This is a genomic window from Pseudomonas sp. B21-010 (assembly GCF_024749325.1).
GTDB classification, from domain to species: Bacteria; Pseudomonadota; Gammaproteobacteria; order Pseudomonadales; family Pseudomonadaceae; genus Aquipseudomonas; species Aquipseudomonas kilonensis.
This window is the reverse complement of the sequence record NZ_CP087198.1, coordinates 4,170,507-4,190,669: the sequence shown is the minus strand read 5'-3', so window position 1 is coordinate 4,190,669 and position 20,163 is coordinate 4,170,507. Positions and strand designations below refer to the sequence as shown.

Annotated in this window: 24 protein-coding genes; 16 read left to right on the top strand and 8 right to left on the bottom strand. The window is 60.0% G+C overall.

The genetic code is table 11. The features are described 5' to 3' along the window. Positions 1–133: 133 nt before the first annotated feature. Both lpxH and LOY50_RS18420 read right to left on the bottom strand, forming a co-directional pair. The gene (lpxH, locus tag LOY50_RS18425) at positions 134–883 is read right to left on the bottom strand and encodes a UDP-2,3-diacylglucosamine diphosphatase (RefSeq protein ID WP_003203667.1); all 750 of its coding nucleotides are present in this window, start codon (positions 881–883) and stop codon (positions 134–136) included. Then, on the bottom strand, positions 880–1,383 hold the full coding sequence (locus LOY50_RS18420) for a peptidylprolyl isomerase (protein ID WP_018608900.1): 504 nt from the start codon (positions 1,381–1,383) through the stop codon (positions 880–882). Before LOY50_RS18420 ends, lpxH begins: the two co-directional genes overlap by 4 nt. A 249-nt stretch (positions 1,384–1,632) precedes the next feature. On the opposite strand from LOY50_RS18420, the gene LOY50_RS18415 reads away from it, so the two are divergent. From LOY50_RS18415 to LOY50_RS18405, 3 genes are all read left to right on the top strand, one after another. Next, positions 1,633–3,330 (top strand): glutamine--tRNA ligase/YqeY domain fusion protein, encoded by a 1,698-nt coding sequence (locus tag LOY50_RS18415; RefSeq protein ID WP_258688805.1) that lies wholly within the window; start codon positions 1,633–1,635, stop codon positions 3,328–3,330. Between the two features lie 21 nt (positions 3,331–3,351). Beyond that, positions 3,352–4,734, top strand: coding sequence for a cysteine--tRNA ligase (cysS, locus tag LOY50_RS18410; RefSeq protein WP_258688804.1), 1,383 nt, complete (start codon positions 3,352–3,354; stop codon positions 4,732–4,734). A 193-nt stretch (positions 4,735–4,927) separates the two neighbouring features. Continuing rightward, complete coding sequence (locus LOY50_RS18405) at positions 4,928–5,383, top strand: DUF2214 family protein (RefSeq protein WP_258688803.1); 456 nt, start codon at positions 4,928–4,930, stop codon at positions 5,381–5,383. A gap of 190 nt (positions 5,384–5,573) precedes the next feature. Here the strand turns inward: LOY50_RS18405 and csrA are convergent, their stop codons facing one another. Further along, positions 5,574–5,768 (bottom strand): carbon storage regulator CsrA, encoded by a 195-nt coding sequence (gene csrA / locus LOY50_RS18400; protein ID WP_003179932.1) that lies wholly within the window; start codon positions 5,766–5,768, stop codon positions 5,574–5,576. Between the two features lie 247 nt (positions 5,769–6,015). Between csrA and LOY50_RS18395 the strand changes: the two genes are divergently transcribed. Next, positions 6,016–6,381, top strand: coding sequence for an SPOR domain-containing protein (locus LOY50_RS18395; protein WP_214510648.1), 366 nt, complete (start codon positions 6,016–6,018; stop codon positions 6,379–6,381). Between the two features lie 124 nt (positions 6,382–6,505). Here LOY50_RS18395 and LOY50_RS18390 read toward each other — a convergent pair whose 3' ends face one another. After that, a complete protein-coding gene (locus LOY50_RS18390; protein WP_253476365.1) occupies positions 6,506–7,195 on the bottom strand; it encodes an endonuclease in 690 nt (229 codons plus the stop codon). Between the two features lie 5 nt (positions 7,196–7,200). After that, the gene (locus LOY50_RS18385) at positions 7,201–7,500 is read right to left on the bottom strand and encodes a DUF1654 domain-containing protein (protein ID WP_027913013.1); all 300 of its coding nucleotides are present in this window, start codon (positions 7,498–7,500) and stop codon (positions 7,201–7,203) included. A 197-nt stretch (positions 7,501–7,697) separates the two neighbouring features. On the opposite strand from LOY50_RS18385, the gene LOY50_RS18380 reads away from it, so the two are divergent. The 8 genes from LOY50_RS18380 (at position 7,698) to LOY50_RS18345 (ending at position 15,254) form a co-directional block, all read left to right on the top strand. Beyond that, a complete protein-coding gene (locus tag LOY50_RS18380; RefSeq protein ID WP_253476363.1) occupies positions 7,698–8,144 on the top strand; it encodes a hypothetical protein in 447 nt (148 codons plus the stop codon). A 146-nt stretch (positions 8,145–8,290) separates the two neighbouring features. Further along, on the top strand, positions 8,291–9,247 hold the full coding sequence (locus LOY50_RS18375) for a sugar ABC transporter substrate-binding protein (protein ID WP_253476361.1): 957 nt from the start codon (positions 8,291–8,293) through the stop codon (positions 9,245–9,247). Between the two features lie 58 nt (positions 9,248–9,305). Continuing rightward, positions 9,306–10,859 (top strand): sugar ABC transporter ATP-binding protein, encoded by a 1,554-nt coding sequence (locus LOY50_RS18370; RefSeq protein WP_063320392.1) that lies wholly within the window; start codon positions 9,306–9,308, stop codon positions 10,857–10,859. Beyond that, a complete protein-coding gene (locus LOY50_RS18365; protein ID WP_013693780.1) occupies positions 10,856–11,833 on the top strand; it encodes an ABC transporter permease in 978 nt (325 codons plus the stop codon). Before LOY50_RS18370 ends, LOY50_RS18365 begins: the two co-directional genes overlap by 4 nt. A gap of 3 nt (positions 11,834–11,836) precedes the next feature. Further along, positions 11,837–12,856 (top strand): LacI family DNA-binding transcriptional regulator, encoded by a 1,020-nt coding sequence (locus LOY50_RS18360; RefSeq protein WP_258688802.1) that lies wholly within the window; start codon positions 11,837–11,839, stop codon positions 12,854–12,856. 23 nt (positions 12,857–12,879) lie between these two features. Continuing rightward, complete coding sequence (gene rbsK, locus LOY50_RS18355) at positions 12,880–13,794, top strand: ribokinase (RefSeq protein ID WP_258688801.1); 915 nt, start codon at positions 12,880–12,882, stop codon at positions 13,792–13,794. Beyond that, a complete protein-coding gene (rbsD, locus tag LOY50_RS18350; RefSeq protein ID WP_258688800.1) occupies positions 13,791–14,195 on the top strand; it encodes a D-ribose pyranase in 405 nt (134 codons plus the stop codon). Before rbsK ends, rbsD begins: the two co-directional genes overlap by 4 nt. A 30-nt stretch (positions 14,196–14,225) precedes the next feature. Continuing rightward, complete coding sequence (locus tag LOY50_RS18345) at positions 14,226–15,254, top strand: nucleoside hydrolase (protein WP_258688798.1); 1,029 nt, start codon at positions 14,226–14,228, stop codon at positions 15,252–15,254. Between the two features lie 47 nt (positions 15,255–15,301). Here LOY50_RS18345 and LOY50_RS18340 read toward each other — a convergent pair whose 3' ends face one another. After that, entirely contained in the window at positions 15,302–15,499 is a 198-nt protein-coding gene (locus LOY50_RS18340) for a hypothetical protein (protein WP_003203634.1), read from the bottom strand. Between the two features lie 128 nt (positions 15,500–15,627). On the opposite strand from LOY50_RS18340, the gene LOY50_RS18335 reads away from it, so the two are divergent. Then, positions 15,628–15,933 carry a hypothetical protein gene (locus tag LOY50_RS18335; protein ID WP_253476350.1) on the top strand — a complete coding sequence of 102 codons (306 nt, stop codon included), beginning with the start codon at positions 15,628–15,630 and terminating at the stop codon, positions 15,931–15,933. A 161-nt stretch (positions 15,934–16,094) separates the two neighbouring features. Then, positions 16,095–16,409, top strand: coding sequence for an I78 family peptidase inhibitor (locus tag LOY50_RS18330; RefSeq protein WP_253476347.1), 315 nt, complete (start codon positions 16,095–16,097; stop codon positions 16,407–16,409). 68 nt (positions 16,410–16,477) lie between these two features. On the opposite strand, the gene LOY50_RS18325 is transcribed toward LOY50_RS18330, so the two are convergent. Continuing rightward, positions 16,478–16,690: a cold-shock protein gene (locus LOY50_RS18325; protein ID WP_003179963.1), complete on the bottom strand. Its 213-nt coding sequence runs from the start codon at positions 16,688–16,690 to the stop codon at positions 16,478–16,480. Between the two features lie 289 nt (positions 16,691–16,979). Further along, positions 16,980–17,282, bottom strand: coding sequence for a hypothetical protein (locus tag LOY50_RS18320; RefSeq protein ID WP_214510657.1), 303 nt, complete (start codon positions 17,280–17,282; stop codon positions 16,980–16,982). Positions 17,283–17,653: 371 nt separating this feature from the next. Here LOY50_RS18320 and thrS point away from each other — a divergent pair, with 371 nt between their 5' ends. Next, a complete protein-coding gene (thrS, locus tag LOY50_RS18315) occupies positions 17,654–19,576 on the top strand; it encodes a threonine--tRNA ligase (RefSeq protein WP_003203626.1) in 1,923 nt (640 codons plus the stop codon). Further along, positions 19,576–20,127 carry a translation initiation factor IF-3 gene (gene infC, locus LOY50_RS18310; protein WP_169432615.1) on the top strand — a complete coding sequence of 184 codons (552 nt, stop codon included), beginning with the start codon at positions 19,576–19,578 and terminating at the stop codon, positions 20,125–20,127. Before thrS ends, infC begins: the two co-directional genes overlap by 1 nt. Positions 20,128–20,163: the final 36 nt, after the last annotated feature.

Here is a 20,163-nt window from a genome sequence, read left to right as displayed (position 1 = left end):
GCCGAGCTTGCTCGCGATGAGGCCCTTCCAGTCAATATCTCTGTTGTCTGTTACGCCGCCATCGCGAGCAAGCTCGGCTCCCACAAAAGCTTGGCTCCCACAGAAGCCCGCTCCCACAGGGGCTGTGGGGTCTTTAAGTGCTTGGCAACGCCAACTGCGCATTACCGAACCCAAACGGCGCCAACGCAAACCCTTGTTCATCCACCTGCAACGCCCAGCCTTGCTTGTCCCAATCCCCCAGCACGATGCGCCGGGCGGCGTGTTCGCCCAATTGCAGCTTGTGGATGGCGGGACGATGGGTGTGGCCGTGGATCAAGGTCTTCACGCCGTATTGCTGCATGATCCGCGGGATCTCTTCGGGCGTGACGTCGACGATGTCATTGGCTTTCATGCGTGTCTGCGTGCGGCTTTCGCTGCGCAGTTTGCGCGCCAGTTTCTGGCGGCTGCCCAGCGGCAGGTGCCGCAGGACGAACAGCGTGACCGGGTTGCGCAGCCAGCGCCGCAGCTTCATGTAGCCTTCGTCGCGGGTGCAGAGGCTGTCGCCGTGCATCAGCAGCACCGGCTCGCCATTGAACTGCACGACACTCGGGTCCTTGAGCAGGGTGCAGCCGGCCGCTTTGCAAAAGGCCTGCCCCAGCATGAAGTCGCGATTGCCGTGCATCAGGAAGATGGCCGTGCCGCTGTCGCTCAATTCGCGCAGGGCCTGGCAGATGGAACGCTGGAACGGCGTCATGGCATCGTCGCCGATCCAGGCTTCGAAAAAGTCGCCCAGAATGTACAACGCTTGCGCCGAGCGGGCGCGTGTGGCGAGTAAATCCAGAAACGCCCGGGTGATGTCCGGGCGCTCCTCTTCCAGATGCAAGTCTGAAATCAGCAATATCACTCAACGATCTCGGCTTTCTCGATGATCACGTCTTCTGCCGGGACGTCCTGGTGGCCGGCCTTGGACGTGGTGGAAACGCCTTTGATCTTGTCGACCACGTCGGTGCCTTCGATCACTTCACCGAACACCGCATAGCCCCAGCCCTGGGTGGTCTTGCCGCTGTGGTTCAGGAAGCTGTTGTCCGCCACGTTGATGAAGAACTGTGCGGAGGCCGAATGCGGCTCCATGGTACGGGCCATGGCAACGCTGTACTTTTTGTTCGGCAGGCCGTTGTCGGCTTCGTTCTGGATGCTTGGGCGCTTGTCTTTCTTTTCCTTCATGCCTGGCTCGAAACCGCCGCCCTGGATCATGAAGTTGCCGATGACGCGGTGGAACACGGTGTTTTCGTAGTGGCCGGCGTTGACGTATTCGATGAAGTTGGCCACGGTCAGCGGCGCTTTCTCGGCGTTCAGTTGCAGGACGATGTCACCGTGGTTGGTGGTCAGTTTGACTTTGCTCATGATCGGTACTCTTTCAAGGAATTCGTGGGTTTCGGGGCTTCACTGCCCGCAACCGGTCTGGCTGTAATCGGCCAGGCTGGGCAGTTTAGCGCGCCGGGCACGAATTTCGAGGCTGTTTTTCATCTGGTCGTCGATTAAATTCAATCGTTTGCCGGCCTGGCCTGTCAGGTGCTTGACAGCATCGGCTATGATACGGGCTTTGATTTATCAGGCCGTACCCGGCCGCGCACTTGTCTGTTCAAGGATCCTATGAGCAAGCCCACTGTCGACCCTACCTCGAATTCCAAGACCGGCCCGGCCGTGCCGGTCAACTTCCTGCGCCCGATCATCCAGGCGGACCTGGACTCGGGTAAGCACACACAGATCGTCACTCGCTTCCCACCAGAGCCCAACGGCTACCTGCACATCGGCCATGCCAAGTCGATCTGCGTGAATTTCGGCCTGGCCCAGGAGTTCGGCGGCGTCACGCACCTGCGTTTCGACGACACCAACCCGGCCAAGGAAGACCAGGAATACATCGACGCGATCGAAAGCGACGTCAAGTGGCTGGGTTTCCAATGGTCCGGTGAGGTGCGCTACGCCTCGCAATATTTCGACCAGTTGCACGACTGGGCAGTGGAACTGATCAAGGCCGGCAACGCCTACGTGTGCGACCTGACCCCCGAGCAGGCCAAGGAATACCGTGGCAGCCTGACCGAGCCGGGCAAGAACAGCCCGTTCCGTGACCGCGGCGTGGAAGAGAACCTGGACCTGTTTGCCCGCATGCGCGCCGGTGAGTTCCCGGACGGCGCTCGGGTGCTGCGCGCCAAGATCGACATGGCTTCGCCGAACATGAACCTGCGCGACCCGATCATGTACCGCATCCGTCACGCCCATCACCACCAGACCGGCGACAAATGGTGCATCTACCCCAACTATGACTTCACCCACGGCCAGTCGGACGCCATCGAAGGCATCACTCATTCGATCTGCACCCTGGAATTCGAAAGCCATCGTCCGTTGTACGAATGGTTCCTCGAGCACCTGCCGGTGCCGGCCAACCCGCGCCAGTACGAATTCAGCCGCCTGAACCTGAACTACACCATCACCAGCAAGCGCAAGCTCAAGCAATTGGTGGACGAGAAGCACGTCAACGGCTGGGATGACCCGCGCATGTCGACGCTGTCGGGCTTCCGTCGTCGTGGCTACACGCCCAAGTCGATCCGCAATTTCTGCGAAATGGTCGGCACCAACCGTTCCGACGGCGTGGTGGACTTCGGCATGCTGGAATTCAGCATCCGTGACGACCTCGACCACAGCGCCCCGCGCGCCATGTGCGTGCTGCGTCCGCTGAAAGTCGTGATCACCAACTACCCGGAAGGCCAGGTCGAGAACCTCGAACTGCCGCGCCACCCGAAAGAAGACATGGGCGTGCGCGTCCTGCCGTTCGCCCGGGAAATCTACATCGACCGTGAAGACTTCATGGAAGAGCCGCCGAAAGGCTACAAGCGCCTGGAGCCTACCGGCGAAGTGCGCCTGCGTGGCAGCTACGTGATCCGCGCCGACGAGGCCATCAAGGACGCCGACGGCAACATCGTCGAACTGCGTTGCTCGTACGATCCCGACACCCTGGGCAAGAACCCGGAAGGTCGCAAGGTCAAGGGCGTGATCCACTGGGTGCCGGCCGCCGCCAGCGTCGAGTGCGAAGTGCGCCTGTACGATCGCCTGTTCCGTTCGCCGAACCCGGAAAAGGCCGAAGACAGCGCCAGCTTCCTGGACAACATCAACCCTGACTCCCTGCAAGTACTCACTGGTTGTCGTGCCGAGCCTTCGCTGGGCAATGCACAGCCGGAAGACCGTTTCCAGTTCGAGCGCGAAGGTTACTTCTGCGCGGATATCAAGGACTCGAAACCCGGTGCTCCGGTATTCAACCGTACCGTGACCTTGCGCGATTCCTGGGGTCAGTGATCAAGTCTTAAGGGAAACCCTGTGCTTACGATCTACAACACGCTCACCAAGAGCAAAGAAGTCTTCAAGCCGTTGGATGGCAACAAGGTCCGCATGTACGTCTGCGGCATGACCGTGTACGACTACTGCCACATTGGTCATGGCCGCAGCATGGTCGCCTTCGACCTGGTAACCCGCTGGCTGCGATTCAGCGGTTATGACCTGACCTACGTGCGCAACATCACCGACATCGAAGACAAGATCATCAACCGTGCCCGCGAAAACGGCGAGCCTTACGATGCGCTGACCGAGCGGATGATCAAGGCCATGCACGAGGATGAGGCGCGCCTCAATATCCTCAAGCCGGACCTGGAGCCTCGTGCCACGGACCACATCCCTGGCATGCTGAGCATGATCCAGACCTTGATCGACAAGGGCTACGCCTACGCACCGGGCAATGGCGACGTGTACTACCGCGTCGCCAAGTTCATGGGCTACGGCAAGCTGTCGCGCAAGAAGATCGAAGACCTGCGCATCGGCGCGCGTATCGAAGTCGACGAGTCGAAAGAAGACCCGCTGGACTTCGTGCTGTGGAAGGGCGCCAAGCCGGGTGAGCCGAGCTGGGCGTCGCCGTGGGGCGCCGGGCGTCCGGGCTGGCACATCGAATGCTCGGTGATGTCCACCTGCTGCCTGGGCGAGACCTTCGATATTCATGGCGGCGGCAGTGACCTGGAGTTCCCGCACCACGAAAACGAAATCGCCCAGAGCGAAGCAGCCACCGGCAAGACCTACGCCAACGCGTGGATGCATTGCGGCATGATCCGCATCAATGGCGAGAAGATGTCCAAGTCCTTGAACAACTTCTTCACCATCCGCGACGTGCTCGACAAGTACCACCCGGAAGTCGTGCGTTACCTGTTGGTGTCGAGCCACTACCGCAGCGCCATCAACTACTCGGAAGACAACCTCAAGGACGCCAAGGGTGCCCTGGAGCGTTTCTATCACGCGTTGAAGGGGTTGCCGAGCGTGCCGGCCGCTGGTGGCGAAGCCTTCGTGGCGCGTTTCACCGAAGTGATGAACGACGACTTCGGCACGCCGGAAGCGTGCGCGGTGCTGTTCGAGATGGTGCGTGAGATCAACCGCCTGCGTGAGAGTGATCTCAACGCGGCGGCCGGTCTGGCGGCTCGCCTGAAAGAACTGGCCAGCGTACTGGGTGTGTTGCAGCTCGAAGCCGATGACTTCCTGCAGGCCGGTGCCGAAGGCCGCGTGGACGCCGCCGAAGTCGAGGCGTTGATCCAGGCACGCCTGGCTGCACGTGCCAACAAGGATTGGGCCGAATCCGACCGCCTCCGCGACCAGCTCACCGCCATGGGCGTGGTGCTGGAGGATGGGAAGGGCGGCACGACCTGGCGTCTGGCGGACTAAGCCTTACGCAGTACCCACTGTGGGAGCGAGCTTGCTCGCGATAGCGGAATGTCAGGCAACATTGTTGTCGACTGATACACCGCCATCGCGAGCAAGCTCGCTCCCACATTTTTTTGTGGCCAGCCTGGCAATCATTGTTTTATGAGCTAGTACTGTCAGGTCGATTCGACGTTCTCTCTGACAGGGTTCTTCCATGTTGGCTCATTGGTCTCTCGCGGCAATTCATCTGCTGGCCTTCGCCCTCGGGTTCTGGGCGGTGCTGACGCGCGGCACGGCACTGCGACGACTGGCGAGCGGTGTGGATGCGGTTCGGGGTGTCTTGGTCGCTGACAACCTGTGGGGCCTGTCGGCGCTGGTGTTGTTGGTGACGGGTGGGATGCGGGCGTTTGGCGGTTACGAAAAAGGCACGGATTATTACCTGCACCAACCGCTGTTTCACCTGAAGATGACTTTGTTCCTGCTGATCCTGTTGCTTGAGATCGCGCCAATGATCGCCCTGATCAAATGGCGGATGGCGCTGGGCAAAGGGGCTGCGATCGATCCTTCGAAAGCCGGCTGGTTTGCACGGATCAGCCACATCGAAGCCTTGTTGCTGATCTTGATGGTGATCGCCGCCACGGGCATGGCACGCGGCGTGAGCCTGGGTTGACCGACCGCGAACGCCTGCTTCGTCATCATTAAAACGAAACGTCTGACAGCCATGCCAAGCGCCATGTCATTAGTATCGATTCAACGGGCAGGACGAAAAAAGGTGGGGGCAGGGTGAGGTACGGTCGACCAGAATCTTTAGCCAGCCATTGCGACGATGCAAACGGGCTGGCTACGGACTGCAGCAAGGCTCAGGGAGTTTGCGGCTTGTCGGGGGCAGTGAGGCCCGCCTGAATACGCTGGTAAATCTCTTCGCGATGCACCGCAACGTTTTTCGGGGCGTTGATGCCGATCCGGACCTGTTGGCCGCTTACGCCCAGAATGGTGATCGTGATGTCGTCACCAATGTTTATGCTTTCACCGACTTTGCGGGTGAGTATCAGCATGGTGTTCTCCTTGATTGCTTTATAGGGCACCTGATTCAGACAGTGCAGATGTCGGTACTGCTTATAGATTAGTGCTAAGTGTCACAATGTGGGTGCCTCTTTCTGACGTGCAGATGCAGCATTAATTCCCAGGGTGCGACTATACAGAGACGCCGGGCAGGATTCTCGTGTTTTGAGCACTGTTTGCGGCGATCTTGAGGGGCTCGGGTGCTAAAATCCGTGCCTCATGTCTTCCGGGGGAAACGTTGTGCGCAAATTGGCTTGGGTTATTGCGGTATTGGTGCTGGCAGGATGCGGTGAAGGGCGTGACGTCGAAGCACCGAAACCCAAACCCGTAGCGACCTCCGCACCGGCCGCCGCTGCCGCCCCGCAGTGGGCCGTCGAGGTTCGCGGCGAAACGCCGCAGGCGGTCAGCGACCTGACCGGCTGGCTCATCGAACACAGCTTCATGTCGAACGTGGTGCGGGAAAACGGCAAGGAGCGCGTCCTGGTCGGTCCTTTCAGTTCCAAGGCCGAGGCTGAAGCCAAGCAGGAACAGGTGACGGCTGCCCTGGTCCGGGCGAAAAAACGCAACATCGAGACGTTGGTGGTGGATTACCCGACCACTCCATAACCGGACAGAACAAAACCTGTGGGAGCGAGCTTGCTCGCGATAGCGGTGGATCAGCCAATGTCGATGTTGGCTGACATACCCCTATCGCGAGCAAGCTCGCTCCCACAGTTTCATAAAAGCGAGGTCAGCCGCAGACCTTCATGTCCACCGGCCCCACGAACTCGTTGCCACGGCCCATGACGCACGCCACGCTCTGGTTGCGCTGACGCTCCCAGCTCTCGACCGGGTAGGTCTTGTCCCAGGCCTCATACAAGCGCCGGTCCTGATTCGAGAGGCGCAGGCCATATTGCTTGCTCATGTAGAAATAGGTCCGGGCGATCATGCCCCGGATAGAAGGGCGGGGCATGACCTTCTTGGCCTTGAAGTCCACCTGGGTCAGGCATGAGCCGTACTGACCCTTCTGCACCGGCAACCAGCCGAAACTGAAATTGCTGCGATCACCATTCACTTCCCCGATGCTCGGAACCAGGTTGTGCAGGTCGGCCTCGGCCCGTTGATAGACCGGGTCATAGCGGGTGCAGTTCTTGCGACCCCCTTGTTGCCAGCATTGACGCTGATGGCCGATCTGCCACGCCGGGACAATATGCTCCCACTCGATGCGAGCGGCGCGGCTGGCATTCTTGCGCGGTACATAACCGCAGGCGGCCAGGTTCACGCGATTGCCGGTGTATTTGCAGCCACAGTAAAACTCGGTGGATTGTGGTGCGTAGAGTTTCCAGGCGACTTTCTTGGCTTCGTTGAAGGTGCGCGGAGCACCGGCCTGTGCGCCCATGGCGAAAAACACAAGCAAAAAAGCTAAACAGCGAACACTCATCAGACTCAATCTTCCTTCGGCACAACCCAGAAAACCTGCACACCGCCATCGTCGCGATAGGCGAGGGTCACGTTGTCGTTCTCGTCGATTTCTTCCAGCAGGCGCTCCCACTCATCTACCGGCTCGTCGGGAAGACGGAAGATCAGGGCTGCCTTGGCTTTTTGCGCGGTGGGGGCGTTGATGATTTTCGAGACCCGCAGGCCGAGTCGTGTATAGGAATCTAAAGGGGTAGTTGCAGCGGAGGGCGGGGCCACAGGATTATCCTTATTAAGCTGTACGTGCATACAGTATTTAACCGTAGGCAATTACGCAACTGCTTAAAATTCAAGAAAATCGTCTGACAGCACTTTTTTCGTTTTGGTGTAGGAGAAAGGAATTTTTTATTGTCTGGCATAAACGGGTGGTTCAATCGCTCTGGCCTGTGGCGGATTTGCGCGAGTGCTAAAGAAATCGTCTCAGCGGGCGATGTCCTGCGTAGGAATCCCATCCATGGAGTTTTGTCATGTCGTTTTCTATCGGCTTTCCCAATGCGGCGGCCGTGACCATTGGCGGCCAGTCCGCAGCTACCCTGAAGGCCTTGAACGAGGCGAGTACCGAGGCCGCCGATGAGGCCCTTGGCGAGACGCCAACGCCCGGCAAAGTCCGGACGGGGACGGGCGCGCAAGCGACCGGTCAGGCGCAAGAGAGCGGCAGCACCCAGAGCATTGCCGTCCAGATTTTACTCAAGCGGATGCAAGAGCTTCAGCAACAGCTCAGGGAGCAGCAGCAACAACTGGCCGCCGCACAGGCGCAGACCTATCCAACCCCGGAAGCCAAGACCTCGGCGGTCATGGCGATTCAGGGACAGGTCGCCGACACCAGTGGCGCGTTGCTGGAGGTCACCGGCCATTTGGTCACGGAGCTGGCAAAGGGCGCCAGTTCGGGTACGGTGGTCAATACGACGGCCTGAGCCTGGACGTTGAGCCGCGACGTTGCGGATGAAACCGCAACGTTGACAAATCCCCGAAGCCTTACCATAGTTCACTTCACGCAAACGTTTGCGCGGCGTTCCGTGCATTGATTTGCTCACAATAATCATAAGATCGGAGTGAACCCATGAAGTTGCCATTCGCTGGACGTCTTCTCGCTGTCGCCATGCTCGCGGCCGCATCCGCTGCGCTGCCTATCTCCTCGGCATTCGCCCAGACCACAGAAAAACCCAAGGTCGCCCTGGTCATGAAATCCCTGGCCAACGAGTTCTTCCTGACCATGGAAGACGGCGCCAAGGCGTATCAGAAGGAACACTTCGCCGATTTCGACCTGATCTCCAACGGGATCAAGGATGAAACCGACACCGCCAACCAGATCCGCATCGTCGAGCAGATGATCGTGTCCAAGGTCGATGCGCTGATCATCGCGCCAGCGGATTCCAAGGCCATGGTGCCGGTGATCAAGAAAGCCGTCGACGCTGGCATCACCGTGATCAACATCGATAACCAGCTCGATCCGGCCGTCGTCAAAAGCAAGAACATCAACGTGCCGTTCGTAGGCCCGGACAACCGCAAAGGGGCGCGCCTGGTGGGCGAGTACCTGGCCAAGCAGCTCAAGGCCGGTGACGAAGTCGGCATCATCGAAGGCGTGTCCACCACCACCAATGCCCAGGCACGCACCGCGGGCTTCAAGGATGCGATGGAAGCGGCGCAGGTCAAGGTCGTTTCCCTGCAATCGGGCGACTGGGAAATCAACAAGGGCAACCAGGTTGCCGCGTCGATGCTCAGCGAATACCCGAACATCAAGGCACTGCTGGCCGGTAACGACAGCATGGCGGTCGGCGCTGTATCGGCCGTGCGCGCGGCGGGCAAGGCGGGCAAGGTGCAGGTGGTCGGCTACGACAACATCAATGCCATCAAGCCGATGCTCAAGGACGGTCGTGTCCTGGCGACGGCCGATCAGTTCGCCGCCAAGCAGGCCGTGTTCGGCATCGAGACGGCGCTGAAGATCCTCAAGGGCGAAAAAGTCGACAGCGGTACCAACGGCGTTATCGAAACTCCGGTCGAGCTGGTGACCAAGTAGTTATCCTGGCGACACAACGGTGCTCGCCCATCCGGGCGAGCGCATTGGAGAGTTTGTTATGTCCGTTCGCGACCCGAACGCTGTCCTGTGCGTCAGCGGTATCGGCAAGACCTATGCCCAACCGGTACTGACCGACATCAACCTGACGTTGATGCGCGGTGAAGTGCTGGCGCTGACCGGCGAAAATGGCGCCGGCAAAAGCACTTTGTCCAAGATCATCGGCGGGTTGGTGACGCCGACGACCGGGCAGATGCAATTTCAAGGTCAGGATTATCGCCCTGGCAGCCGGACCCAGGCTGAAGAGCTGGGCGTGCGCATGGTGATGCAGGAACTCAACCTGCTGCCGACCCTTTCCGTGGCCGAGAACCTGTTTCTCGACAACCTGCCCAACCACGGTGGCTGGATCAGTCGCAAGCAATTGCGCAAGGCGGCCATCGAAGCCATGGCCCAGGTGGGGCTCGATGCAATCGATCCTGACACGTTGGTTGGCGAACTGGGGATCGGTCACCAGCAGATGGTCGAGATCGCCCGCAACCTGATTGGCGATTGCCATGTGCTGATTCTCGATGAGCCGACGGCGATGCTGACGGCCCGCGAAGTCGAGATGCTCTTTGAACAGATCACTCGTCTGCAGGCTCGCGGCGTCTCGATCATCTACATTTCCCATCGCCTCGAAGAACTGGCGCGGGTCGCTCAGCGCATTGCCGTGCTGCGCGATGGCAACCTGGTCTGCGTCGAGCCGATGGCCAACTACAACAGCGAGCAACTGGTGACCCTGATGGTTGGCCGGGAGCTGGGCGAGCATATCGACCTGGGTCCACGCCAGATCGGCGCGCCGGCGCTGACCGTTAAAGGCCTGACACGCTCCGACAAGGTTCGCGACGTGTCCTTTGAGGTGCGCAGTGGCGAGATCTTCGGTATCTCCGGCCTGATCGGGGCAGGGCGCACCGAACTGTTGCGGTTGATCTTCGGTGCCGATACCGCCGACAGTGGCACGGTGGCGCTGGGTTCGCCGGCCCAGGTCGTGAGCATTCGCTCCCCGGCCGATGCGGTGGCCCATGGCATCGCGTTGATCACCGAAGACCGCAAAGGTGAAGGGCTGCTGCTGACCCAATCCATCGCCGCCAACATTGCCCTGGGCAACATGCCGGAGATTTCCAGCGCCGGCCTGGTCAATGGCGATGCTGAACTGGCCTTGGCACAGCGGCAGGTCGATGCCATGCGCATCCGCAGCTCCAGCCCGACCCAGTTGGTGTCCGAGCTGTCGGGCGGCAACCAGCAGAAAGTGGTGATCGGTCGTTGGCTCGAACGCGATTGCGCGGTCATGTTGTTCGATGAGCCGACCCGTGGCATCGACGTCGGCGCCAAATTCGACATTTACGCGCTGCTCGGCGAGCTGACTCGCCAGGGCAAGGCGCTGGTCGTGGTATCCAGCGACCTGCGGGAGCTGATGTTGATCTGTGACCGGATCGGCGTACTGTCCGCCGGACGCCTGATCGACACCTTCGAGCGTGACAGCTGGACCCAGGATGACTTGCTTGCCGCCGCATTCGCCGGCTACCAGAAACGTGATGCGTTGCTCAACGAAGCAGCGCCTAGGGATTTTTCATGAAAACCGCATCTGCCGTCGGCAAATCGAGTGGCAATTTCTATGGCCTCGGGACCTACCTGGGCCTGGCTGGCGCGCTGCTGGCCATGGTCGCGCTGTTCTCGGCCCTGAGCAGCCATTTCCTGTCCTATGACACCTTCAGCACCTTGGCCAACCAGATTCCGGACCTGATGGTGCTGGCGGTCGGCATGACGTTCATCCTGATCATCGGTGGCATCGACCTGTCGGTGGGATCGGTGCTGGCGCTTGCGGCATCGACGGTCAGCGTGGCCGTGCTGGGCTGGGGCTGGAGCGTGTGGCCATCGGCCTTGCTCGGCATGGCCGTGGCGGCGCTGGCGGGTACGGTCACCGGTTCGATTACCGTGGCGTGGCGGATTCCATCGTTCATCGTCTCCCTCGGCGTGCTGGAAATGGCCCGGGGCCTGGCGTACCAGATGACCGGCTCGCGGACTGCCTACATCGGCGACTCGTTCGCCTGGCTGTCCAACCCCATCGCCTTTGGTATCTCACCTTCGTTCATCATCGCCTTGCTGGTGATCTTCATTGCCCAGGCCGTGCTGACCCGTACGGTGTTCGGCCGCTACCTGATCGGCATCGGCACCAATGAAGAAGCCGTGCGCCTGGCCGGTATCAATCCAAAGCCTTACAAGATCCTGGTGTTCAGCCTGATGGGCTTGCTGGCCGGTGTGGCCGCGCTGTTCCAGATTTCGCGTCTGGAGGCGGCGGATCCGAACGCCGGTTCGGGGCTTGAGCTGCAAGTCATCGCTGCCGTGGTCATCGGTGGCACCAGCCTGATGGGTGGGCGCGGCTCGGTCATCAGTACCTTCTTTGGCGTGCTGATCATCTCCGTGCTGGCGGCGGGCCTGGCGCAAATCGGCGCTACTGAGCCGACCAAGCGCATTATTACCGGTGCGGTGATCGTGGTGGCGGTCGTGCTCGATACCTATCGCAGCCAGCGCGCCAGTCGGCGGGGCTGAACCATGGCGACGATCAAGGATGTAGCAGCGCTCGCCGGGATTTCCTATACCACCGTGTCCCACGTGGTGAACAAGACGCGGCCGGTCAGCGAGGAAGTGCGGCTCAAGGTCGAGGCGGCCATCGAGCGCCTGGACTACGTGCCCAGCGCCGTGGCCCGGTCGCTCAAGGCCAAGACCACGGCGACCATCGGCCTGCTGGTGCCCAACAGCCTCAACCCTTACTTTGCCGAGTTGGCCCGGGGTATTGAGGATTACTGTGAGCGCAACGGCTATTGCGTGATCCTGTGTAACTCCGACGACAACGCGGACAAGCAACGCAGCTACCTGCGGGTGCTGCTGGAAAAACGCATCGACGGCCTGATCTTCGCGTCCGCCGGCGGTGATGTCGGCCTGGCCGAGGGGCTTTCCAACGTGCGCACGCCCATGGTGATCGTCGACCGCGGGCTCGACGGCGTCGACGCAGACCTGGTGCGCATCGATCATGAATACGGCGCCTACCTGGCGACCCGGCACCTGCTGGAGCTGGGCCATCGCGATATCGCCTTCATCGGTGGCCCGGCCGATACCAGCGTGGCGCAAATGCGTCTGGCCGGTTACTGCCGTGCGCTGAAAGAGGCCGGGATCGAGCTGCCCGTCGAGCGCATGCTCGAGAGCGATTTCACCAGTACCGGTGGCTACCGCGCCGCCGCGCAACTGCTTGAACAGCAGCCGCCGAGCGCGATTTTCGCGGCCAACGACATGATCGGCATCGGTGTACTGCGCGCCGCCGCTGAACGCAACGTGCGCGTGCCCAGCGAACTGTCGGTCATCGGTTTCGATGACATCCAGATGAGCCGTTATGTCTACCCGGCGTTGACCACGGTAGGGCAGTCGATCCTGCAGCTCGGCGAGATGGCGGCCGAAGTGCTGCTGCGACGAATTGCGACGCCGGGCCTTGCCACCGAGCAGCGGATCGTGACGCCAAGTATTGTCCTGCGAGAGTCGACTGCACCGCTGTCCGGTACATTCGCCCAATACCGCTGAACCGAATTGATGAGTAGTGATGTATGCCAGCAAAAGTAGTGGTAATAGGCAGCCTGAACATGGACCTGGTGACCCGGGCGCCGCGTCTGCCGCGTGGTGGTGAAACACTGATCGGCGAGTCGTTCGCAACCATCCCGGGCGGCAAGGGTGCCAACCAGGCGGTGGCCGCCGCGCGCCTGGGGGCGCAGGTATCGATGGTCGGTTGCGTGGGCAATGATGCCTACGGCGAACAGTTGCGTGGCGGGCTGTTGGCCGAGGGCATCGACTGCCAGGCGGTCAGCGTGGTGGAGGGGGCCAGCGGCGTGGCGCTGATCGTCGTCGACGACAACAGCCAGAATGCGATCGTTATCGTTGCCGGTGCCAACGGTGCGCTCACCGCCGAGGTCCTGGACAGTGTCGATGAAGTGCTGCAAGGCGCCGATGTCATCATCTGCCAGCTCGAAGTGCCGGATGCCACCGTCGGCCACGCCCTCAAGCGCGCTCGCGAGTTGGGCAAAATCGTCATCCTCAACCCGGCGCCAGCCTCCCGGACGTTGCCGGCCGACTGGTACGCCTGCATCGACTACCTGATTCCCAATGAAAGCGAAGCAGCAGTCTTGAGCGGGCTGGCGGTGGATTCCCTGGAAACCGCCGAAGCCGCCGCGGCGCATCTGATCGCCGCTGGCGCCGGCAAGGTGATCGTGACCCTGGGTGCCCAGGGGTTGATGTTCGCCAACGGTGCCAGCTTCGAACACTTCCCGGCCCCGCGGGTCAAGGCAGTGGACACCACGGCGGCCGGAGACACCTTTGTCGGCGGCTTCGCGGCAGCCCTGGCGAGCGGCAAAAGCGAGGTCGACGCGATTCGTTTCGGCCAGGCCGCCGCCGCGCTGTCGGTCACCCGCGCGGGCGCGCAGCCTTCAATCCCCACGTTGCTGGAAGTACAGGCTTTCAAATCATGAAAAAGACGCCGTTGTTGAATGTGGCACTGTCACGACTGATCGCTTCCCTGGGCCATGGCGACAAGGTGGTCATCGGTGATGCCGGCCTGCCCGTGCCGCCCCAGGTCGAATTGATCGACCTGGCCCTGACCCATGGCATTCCTGACTTTGTCAGCACCTTGAAGGTGGTGCTCAGCGAAATGCAGGTGGAAAGCCATGTACTGGCCGAGGAGATCCTCGACAAACAACCGTCGGCCCTGACGACCCTGGAGGCGCTGCATGCCGAGGGTGCGCTGGGCGAGCGGGCGCTGGTCAGCCATGAACAATTCAAGATCATCAGCCGACAGGCGCGGGCGATCATTCGCACAGGCGAGTGCTCTGCGTACTGCAATATCGTGCTGGTCGCTGGAGTGACGTTCTAACCCTGTTCAACCCTGCACAAGGAGTGCGCCATGCACCGCTATGCTCAGAAAATGCATCAACTGATCCGGAGTCTGCTGCTTTTGTCATTGATCACTGCTACGGGCGCCCAGGCGGCGGAAAAAATCGACCTGATCATCGACACCGATCCGGGGGCCGATGACGTGGTGGCGCTGTTGTTCGCCCTGGCGTCGCCCGAGGAGCTGCATATCCGCGCGCTGACCACCGTTGCCGGCAATGTGCGCCTGGACAAGACCTCTCGCAACGCTCGCCTGGCGCGGGAATGGGCGGGGCGCGAAGACGTGCCCGTGTATGCCGGGGCGCCGAAACCGTTGATGCGCACGCCGATCTACGCGGAAAACATCCATGGCAAGGAAGGCCTGTCGGGTGTCACCGTGCACGAGCCGAAGAAGGGGTTGGCCGAAGGCAATGCCGTCAACTACCTGATCGACACCCTCAAGGCGGCCAAGCCCCACAGCATCACCATTGTCATGCTTGGCCCGCAGACCAACCTGGCCCTGGCACTGGTGCAGGAGCCCGACATCGTCCAGGGCATCAAGGAAGTGGTGATCATGGGCGGTGCGCATTTCAACGGCGGCAATATCACGCCGGTGGCTGAATTCAATCTGTTCGCCGACCCGCAGGCGGCCGAGGTCGTGGCCAAGAGCGGCGTGAAGCTGACGTACCTGCCGCTGGACGTGACCCACAAGATCCTCACCAGCGAAGCGCGCCTGAAGCAGATCGCGGCGCTGAACAACCATGCCAGCAAGCTGGTGGGCGATATCCTCAACGAATACGTCAAGGGCGACATGGAGCACTACGGCATGACGGGCGGGCCGGTGCATGACGCGACGGTGATTGCCTATCTGCTCAAGCCGCAGTTGTTCACTGGTCGTTCGGTCAATGTCGTCGTGGACAGTCGCGAGGGCCCGACGTTCGGGCAGACCATCGTCGACTGGTACGATGGCCTGAAAGCGCCGAAGAACGCGTTCTGGGTGGAAAACGGTGATGCCCAGGGCTTCTTCGACCTGCTGACCGAGCGCCTGGCGCGCCTCAAGTAACCTGCCCGGCTGTGCGCCCGCAGGTTGGGCCTGCGGGTGCGTGAGCTTCAGTCCACGGCGTCGACGACGCTCGGGTAGCGTTCGAATGCCTGCTGGATGAAGTTGCGGGCGACCTCCGTCCCCAGTTCCCTCACCAGCAATTCTATGCCGATGATTGCCAATTCCTCGGGGCTGCTCGGGCTATAGGAGCTATGGCCCTCCGACCATTTGGCATTGATGGTGGCTTCGATGCTGACGGTGCTCATGGTAGGGCTCGCGAGTTGGAGGGCTGTAAGTGGAGTTAAGCATTTTTGCCCCCGGTTTGGCACTGCGACTTAGGCATTGGAAGAGGGCTGTGCGACACTCTTTTTTTTGTTTTTAAAGGAGCCCCGCCGTGCAGATCGATTTGAACGCTCCGGATGGCCTGACCCTCGAAGCGGTTCGTCAATTGCTGGCCTCGGCCAGTGATGACGAGCATACCCAGCTGCGCGTGACCAAGGGCGGTGTCGCCTATTTGTCCTCGGGTGTGGTCGGTGGTGCGGACATCGATGGCTTGCTGTTTCGGCTCGAGACCTGGGCGAAGGGCTCGGGATACGTCGGGCGGGTCGCTGCCAGCGACGAGGTCTGGGTCATGCAGATCTACAATGCGCTGAAGGATAACTGGCCCAATCCTCCGTTCGATTACATCGACGTTTATTGAGCGGTGTTCATATCCAGTCACGATTCATGTCTGAACAGCAGTGGCGGCTCAGGCAAACTGCCGGTTTTCCGGATGAGCCAAGCCGAGACCTCCGGTGTTGAAACCAAGCGCCGTTTGGGTTGTCGCACGCTCTCTGTTTATCTATAGAAAAAGGAGGCTTCATGCCTTGGAAGCTCGCGTCATTGAGTACTCTGCTGGCCGCCGTGGTCTTGAGCGGTTGCAGCAGCACCTCGGAAACGACCCCCGAACCCGTGGCGACCGAGACCGGTAACGGCCGCTGCGAAGCAAAGGGCGCCGAGTTCGCCATTGGCAAGCAGGCCTCGCCACAATTGCTGGAGCAGGCTCGTACCCGTGCCGGCGCGCAGATTGCCCGGATCCTCAAGCCCAACGACATGGTGACGCTTGAGTACCGCTCCGATCGCCTGAACCTCAATACCGATGCCAACCTGGTGGTCAACCGGGTGAACTGCGGCTGACAGGCGGTTTTCAATCGCCCATAAAAAACCCCGTCACATGGACGGGGTTTTTTTAGTGCGCCGAGAAATTACTCTGGGCGAACCTGTGCAGCTTGCATACCCTTTTGGCCTTTCTCAGCCACGAAGGAAACGGTCTGGCCTTCTTTCAGGCTTTTGAAACCGTCGCTTTCGATAGCTTTGAAGTGTACGAACAGGTCGTCACCGCCACCTTGAGGAGTGATGAAGCCGAAGCCTTTTTCATCGTTGAACCATTTAACGGTGCCGGTTTGGCGATTAGACATGGTGTATCTCCAAGAAACATATATTTTCAGTGTACTGTGCTGCTCAGGCCAACTGGGCACACCCGGGTATCATAGTCGAAATGTTCGATTTGGGACCCCCCCAGACGCGTTGTTTGCCAATCAGTCGTGTTTACTTTACCGCCTTTACCCGCTGAAAGGCCCGGTTTTAAAGGCTTTCAGCCGAAAGTAAAGACGATAAAAAAAGCTGTAAAACCTGAATAAATCGTTCAAAAAAGCCTGAAATCAGTGTTTTTCAACCCTGCCGGGCCCGCTCAGGAAGCCTGTTTTCTCACTTTTTCGCCTTGTTGTCGGCCTTGCATTTTGCGATCTGGCCCAGTGCCTTTTGTTGCAGATCCGGGGTGGCCTTGTTGTCCATCAAGGCCTGGATGTCCGAGGCTGGATAGGACTTGATCGCATCGGCGCCACAGGCGCAATGAGCCTTGGCAGCGGCCGGGCCGATCTGGGGCGTTGCCGCCTCCGTGCATTGGGCCATGTATTTTTCGCGCTCGCCTTTGGGCCAGTCGGCATGGGCGGTCAGAGGAAGCAGCAGGGCGAGGGGGGCGACTACTGCAAACAATGTATTGAGACGCATGCGAAGATGCTCCTTTCGGGTCGATGTCTTGATATCTGAGGCGTTGCGCTCGGTTCAGTTCAGCACTCTGGCATAAAAACCGTGGATTTACGCCTGCTTCAATTCGAGCGCGGCGATGACCGTTCATCTGTGCTAGCATGCCGGGCTCGGGTATTTCCAGGCTGCGGATGACAACTCGTCCCGGCGGCAAATGTTCGAAATAACCCTGATTTGAATCCCAGTCACTCTGGTTCGGTTTTCCCGGTTGGCCGCAAGGCTCCTGCCGCTGTAAGGCAGGCGTTCGTCATTGAATGGCCTGGACTGGATCTTGTACTGGCTCATCCCAACCCACGTGACCTTTGGTAGGGGTCACCACTAGGAGAGGAGGCGCCATGCCAACTATTACTCTTCCCGACGGCAGTCAACGTTCATTCGATCACCCGGTTTCCGTAGCCGAGGTCGCCGCATCCATTGGTGCGGGCCTGGCCAAGGCCACCCTGGCCGGCAAGGTCAACGGCAAGCTGGTCGACGCCAGTGACGTCATCGACAGCGACGCCACGCTGCAAATCATCACGCCAAAGGATGAAGAGGGGCTGGAGATCATTCGCCACTCTTGCGCGCACCTGGTCGGCCATGCGGTCAAGCAGCTGTACCCGAGCGCGAAGATGGTCATCGGCCCGGTCATCGACGAAGGCTTCTATTACGACATCGCCTTCGAGCGTCCTTTTACGCCGGAAGACATGGCGGCCATCGAACAGCGCATGCAGCAGCTGATCGAGAAAGATTACGACGTCATCAAGAAGGTCACCCCGCGCGCCGAAGTCATCGAAGTCTTCAAGGCCCGTGGCGAGGACTACAAGCTGCGTCTGGTGGAAGACATGCCGGACGAGCAGGCCATGGGCCTGTACTACCACGAAGAATACGTCGACATGTGCCGTGGCCCGCACGTGCCGAACACGCGTTTCCTGAAATCCTTCAAGCTGACCAAGCTGTCCGGCGCCTACTGGCGTGGCGACGCGAAGAACGAGCAGTTGCAGCGCGTCTATGGCACCGCCTGGGCGGACAAGAAGCAACTGGCGGCCTACATCCAGCGCATTGAAGAAGCCGAGAAGCGCGATCACCGCAAGATCGGCAAGCGCCTGGGCCTGTTCCATACCCAGGAAGAGTCCCCGGGCATGGTGTTCTGGCACCCGAACGGCTGGACCCTGTACCAGGTGCTCGAGCAGTACATGCGCCAGGTCCAGCGTGAAAACGGCTATCTGGAAATCAAGACGCCGCAAGTGGTGGACCGCAGCCTGTGGGAGAAATCCGGGCACTGGGCCAACTACGCCGACAACATGTTCACCACCCAGTCGGAAAACCGCGACTACGCCATCAAGCCGATGAACTGCCCATGCCACGTGCAGGTGTTCAACCAGGGCTTGAAGAGCTACCGCGAGCTGCCGATGCGCCTGGCCGAGTTCGGTGCCTGCCACCGCAACGAGCCATCGGGTGCGCTGCACGGCATCATGCGCGTGCGTGCATTCACTCAGGACGATGCGCACATCTTCTGCACCGAAGAGCAGATGCAGGCCGAATCCGCCGCCTTCATCAAGCTGACCATGGACGTCTATCGTGACTTCGGCTTCACCGAAGTCGAGATGAAGTTGTCCACTCGTCCGGAAAAACGCGTTGGTTCCGACGAGCTGTGGGATCGCGCCGAAGCGGCCCTGGCCGCCGCCCTTGATAGCGCGGGCCTTGCGTACGACCTGCAGCCGGGCGAGGGGGCCTTCTACGGTCCGAAGATCGAATTCTCGCTGAAAGATTGCCTCGGTCGTGTGTGGCAGTGTGGTACCTTGCAGCTCGATTTCAACCTGCCGATCCGTCTGGGCGCTGAATATGTGTCCGAAGACAACAGTCGCAAGCACCCGGTCATGCTTCACCGCGCGATCCTCGGTTCGTTCGAGCGTTTCGTCGGGATTCTGATCGAACACTACGAGGGTGCGTTCCCTGCGTGGCTGGCGCCGACCCAGGCAGTGATCATGAATATCACTGATAAACAGGCAGATTTTGCCGCCGAAGTCGAAAAAACTCTCAATCAAAGCGGATTTCGTGCCAAGTCCGACTTGAGAAATGAAAAGATCGGCTTTAAAATCCGCGAGCATACTTTGCTCAAGGTTCCCTTTCTCTTGGTTATCGGAGATCGGGAGGTCGAGATGCAGACTGTCGCTGTGCGTACTCGTGAAGGTGCTGACCTGGGCTCGATGCCCGTCGCCGAATTCGCTGAGTTTCTCGCGCAAGCGGTTTCCCGGCGTGGTCGCCCAGATTTGGAGTAATTATTATTAAGCGTGAAATGAGACAAGATAAACGAGCTGCACCGAAAGCCCCGATCAACGAGAATATCTCGGCACGCGAGGTTCGGTTAATTGGCGCTGACGGCGAGCAGATTGGCATCGTCTCGATTGATGAAGCGCTTCGTATTGCTGAAGAAGCCAAGCTTGATCTGGTAGAAATTTCCGCAGACGCAGTCCCACCGGTTTGCCGGGTGATGGACTACGGCAAGTCGATCTTCGAAAAGAAGAAGCAGATTGCCGCGGCGAAGAAAAACCAGAAGCAGATTCAGGTAAAAGAAATCAAGTTTCGTCCAGGGACGGAGGAAGGGGATTACCAGGTAAAACTGCGCAACCTGGTACGTTTCCTGAGTGATGGGGACAGGGCCAAGGTATCCTTGCGATTCCGCGGCCGTGAGATGGCCCACCAGGAGCTGGGGATGGAACTCCTCAAGCGGGTTGAACAAGACCTGCTCGAGTACGGTTCGGTCGAACAGCATCCTAAGATGGAAGGACGCCAGCTGATCATGGTCATCGCCCCGAAAAAGAAGAAGTAATCACCAGGGCACGGCAGGCCTTGCGATTATGTTTAT

Coding starts and splice junctions, on each gene's coding strand:
- LOY50_RS18420 (WP_018608900.1), bottom strand. CDS start 1,383: ATGAGCAAAGTCAAACTGACCACCAACCACGGTGACATCGTCCTGCAA.
- LOY50_RS18415 (WP_258688805.1), top strand. CDS start 1,633: ATGAGCAAGCCCACTGTCGACCCTACCTCGAATTCCAAGACCGGCCCG.
- LOY50_RS18405 (WP_258688803.1), top strand. CDS start 4,928: ATGTTGGCTCATTGGTCTCTCGCGGCAATTCATCTGCTGGCCTTCGCC.
- csrA (WP_003179932.1), bottom strand. CDS start 5,768: ATGCTGATACTCACCCGCAAAGTCGGTGAAAGCATAAACATTGGTGAC.
- LOY50_RS18390 (WP_253476365.1), bottom strand. CDS start 7,195: ATGAGTGTTCGCTGTTTAGCTTTTTTGCTTGTGTTTTTCGCCATGGGC.
- LOY50_RS18380 (WP_253476363.1), top strand. CDS start 7,698: ATGTCGTTTTCTATCGGCTTTCCCAATGCGGCGGCCGTGACCATTGGC.
- LOY50_RS18375 (WP_253476361.1), top strand. CDS start 8,291: ATGAAGTTGCCATTCGCTGGACGTCTTCTCGCTGTCGCCATGCTCGCG.
- LOY50_RS18370 (WP_063320392.1), top strand. CDS start 9,306: ATGTCCGTTCGCGACCCGAACGCTGTCCTGTGCGTCAGCGGTATCGGC.
- LOY50_RS18365 (WP_013693780.1), top strand. CDS start 10,856: ATGAAAACCGCATCTGCCGTCGGCAAATCGAGTGGCAATTTCTATGGC.
- LOY50_RS18360 (WP_258688802.1), top strand. CDS start 11,837: ATGGCGACGATCAAGGATGTAGCAGCGCTCGCCGGGATTTCCTATACC.
- rbsK (WP_258688801.1), top strand. CDS start 12,880: ATGCCAGCAAAAGTAGTGGTAATAGGCAGCCTGAACATGGACCTGGTG.
- rbsD (WP_258688800.1), top strand. CDS start 13,791: ATGAAAAAGACGCCGTTGTTGAATGTGGCACTGTCACGACTGATCGCT.
- LOY50_RS18345 (WP_258688798.1), top strand. CDS start 14,226: ATGCACCGCTATGCTCAGAAAATGCATCAACTGATCCGGAGTCTGCTG.
- LOY50_RS18340 (WP_003203634.1), bottom strand. CDS start 15,499: ATGAGCACCGTCAGCATCGAAGCCACCATCAATGCCAAATGGTCGGAG.
- LOY50_RS18330 (WP_253476347.1), top strand. CDS start 16,095: ATGCCTTGGAAGCTCGCGTCATTGAGTACTCTGCTGGCCGCCGTGGTC.
- LOY50_RS18325 (WP_003179963.1), bottom strand. CDS start 16,690: ATGTCTAATCGCCAAACCGGCACCGTTAAATGGTTCAACGATGAAAAA.
- LOY50_RS18320 (WP_214510657.1), bottom strand. CDS start 17,282: ATGCGTCTCAATACATTGTTTGCAGTAGTCGCCCCCCTCGCCCTGCTG.
- thrS (WP_003203626.1), top strand. CDS start 17,654: ATGCCAACTATTACTCTTCCCGACGGCAGTCAACGTTCATTCGATCAC.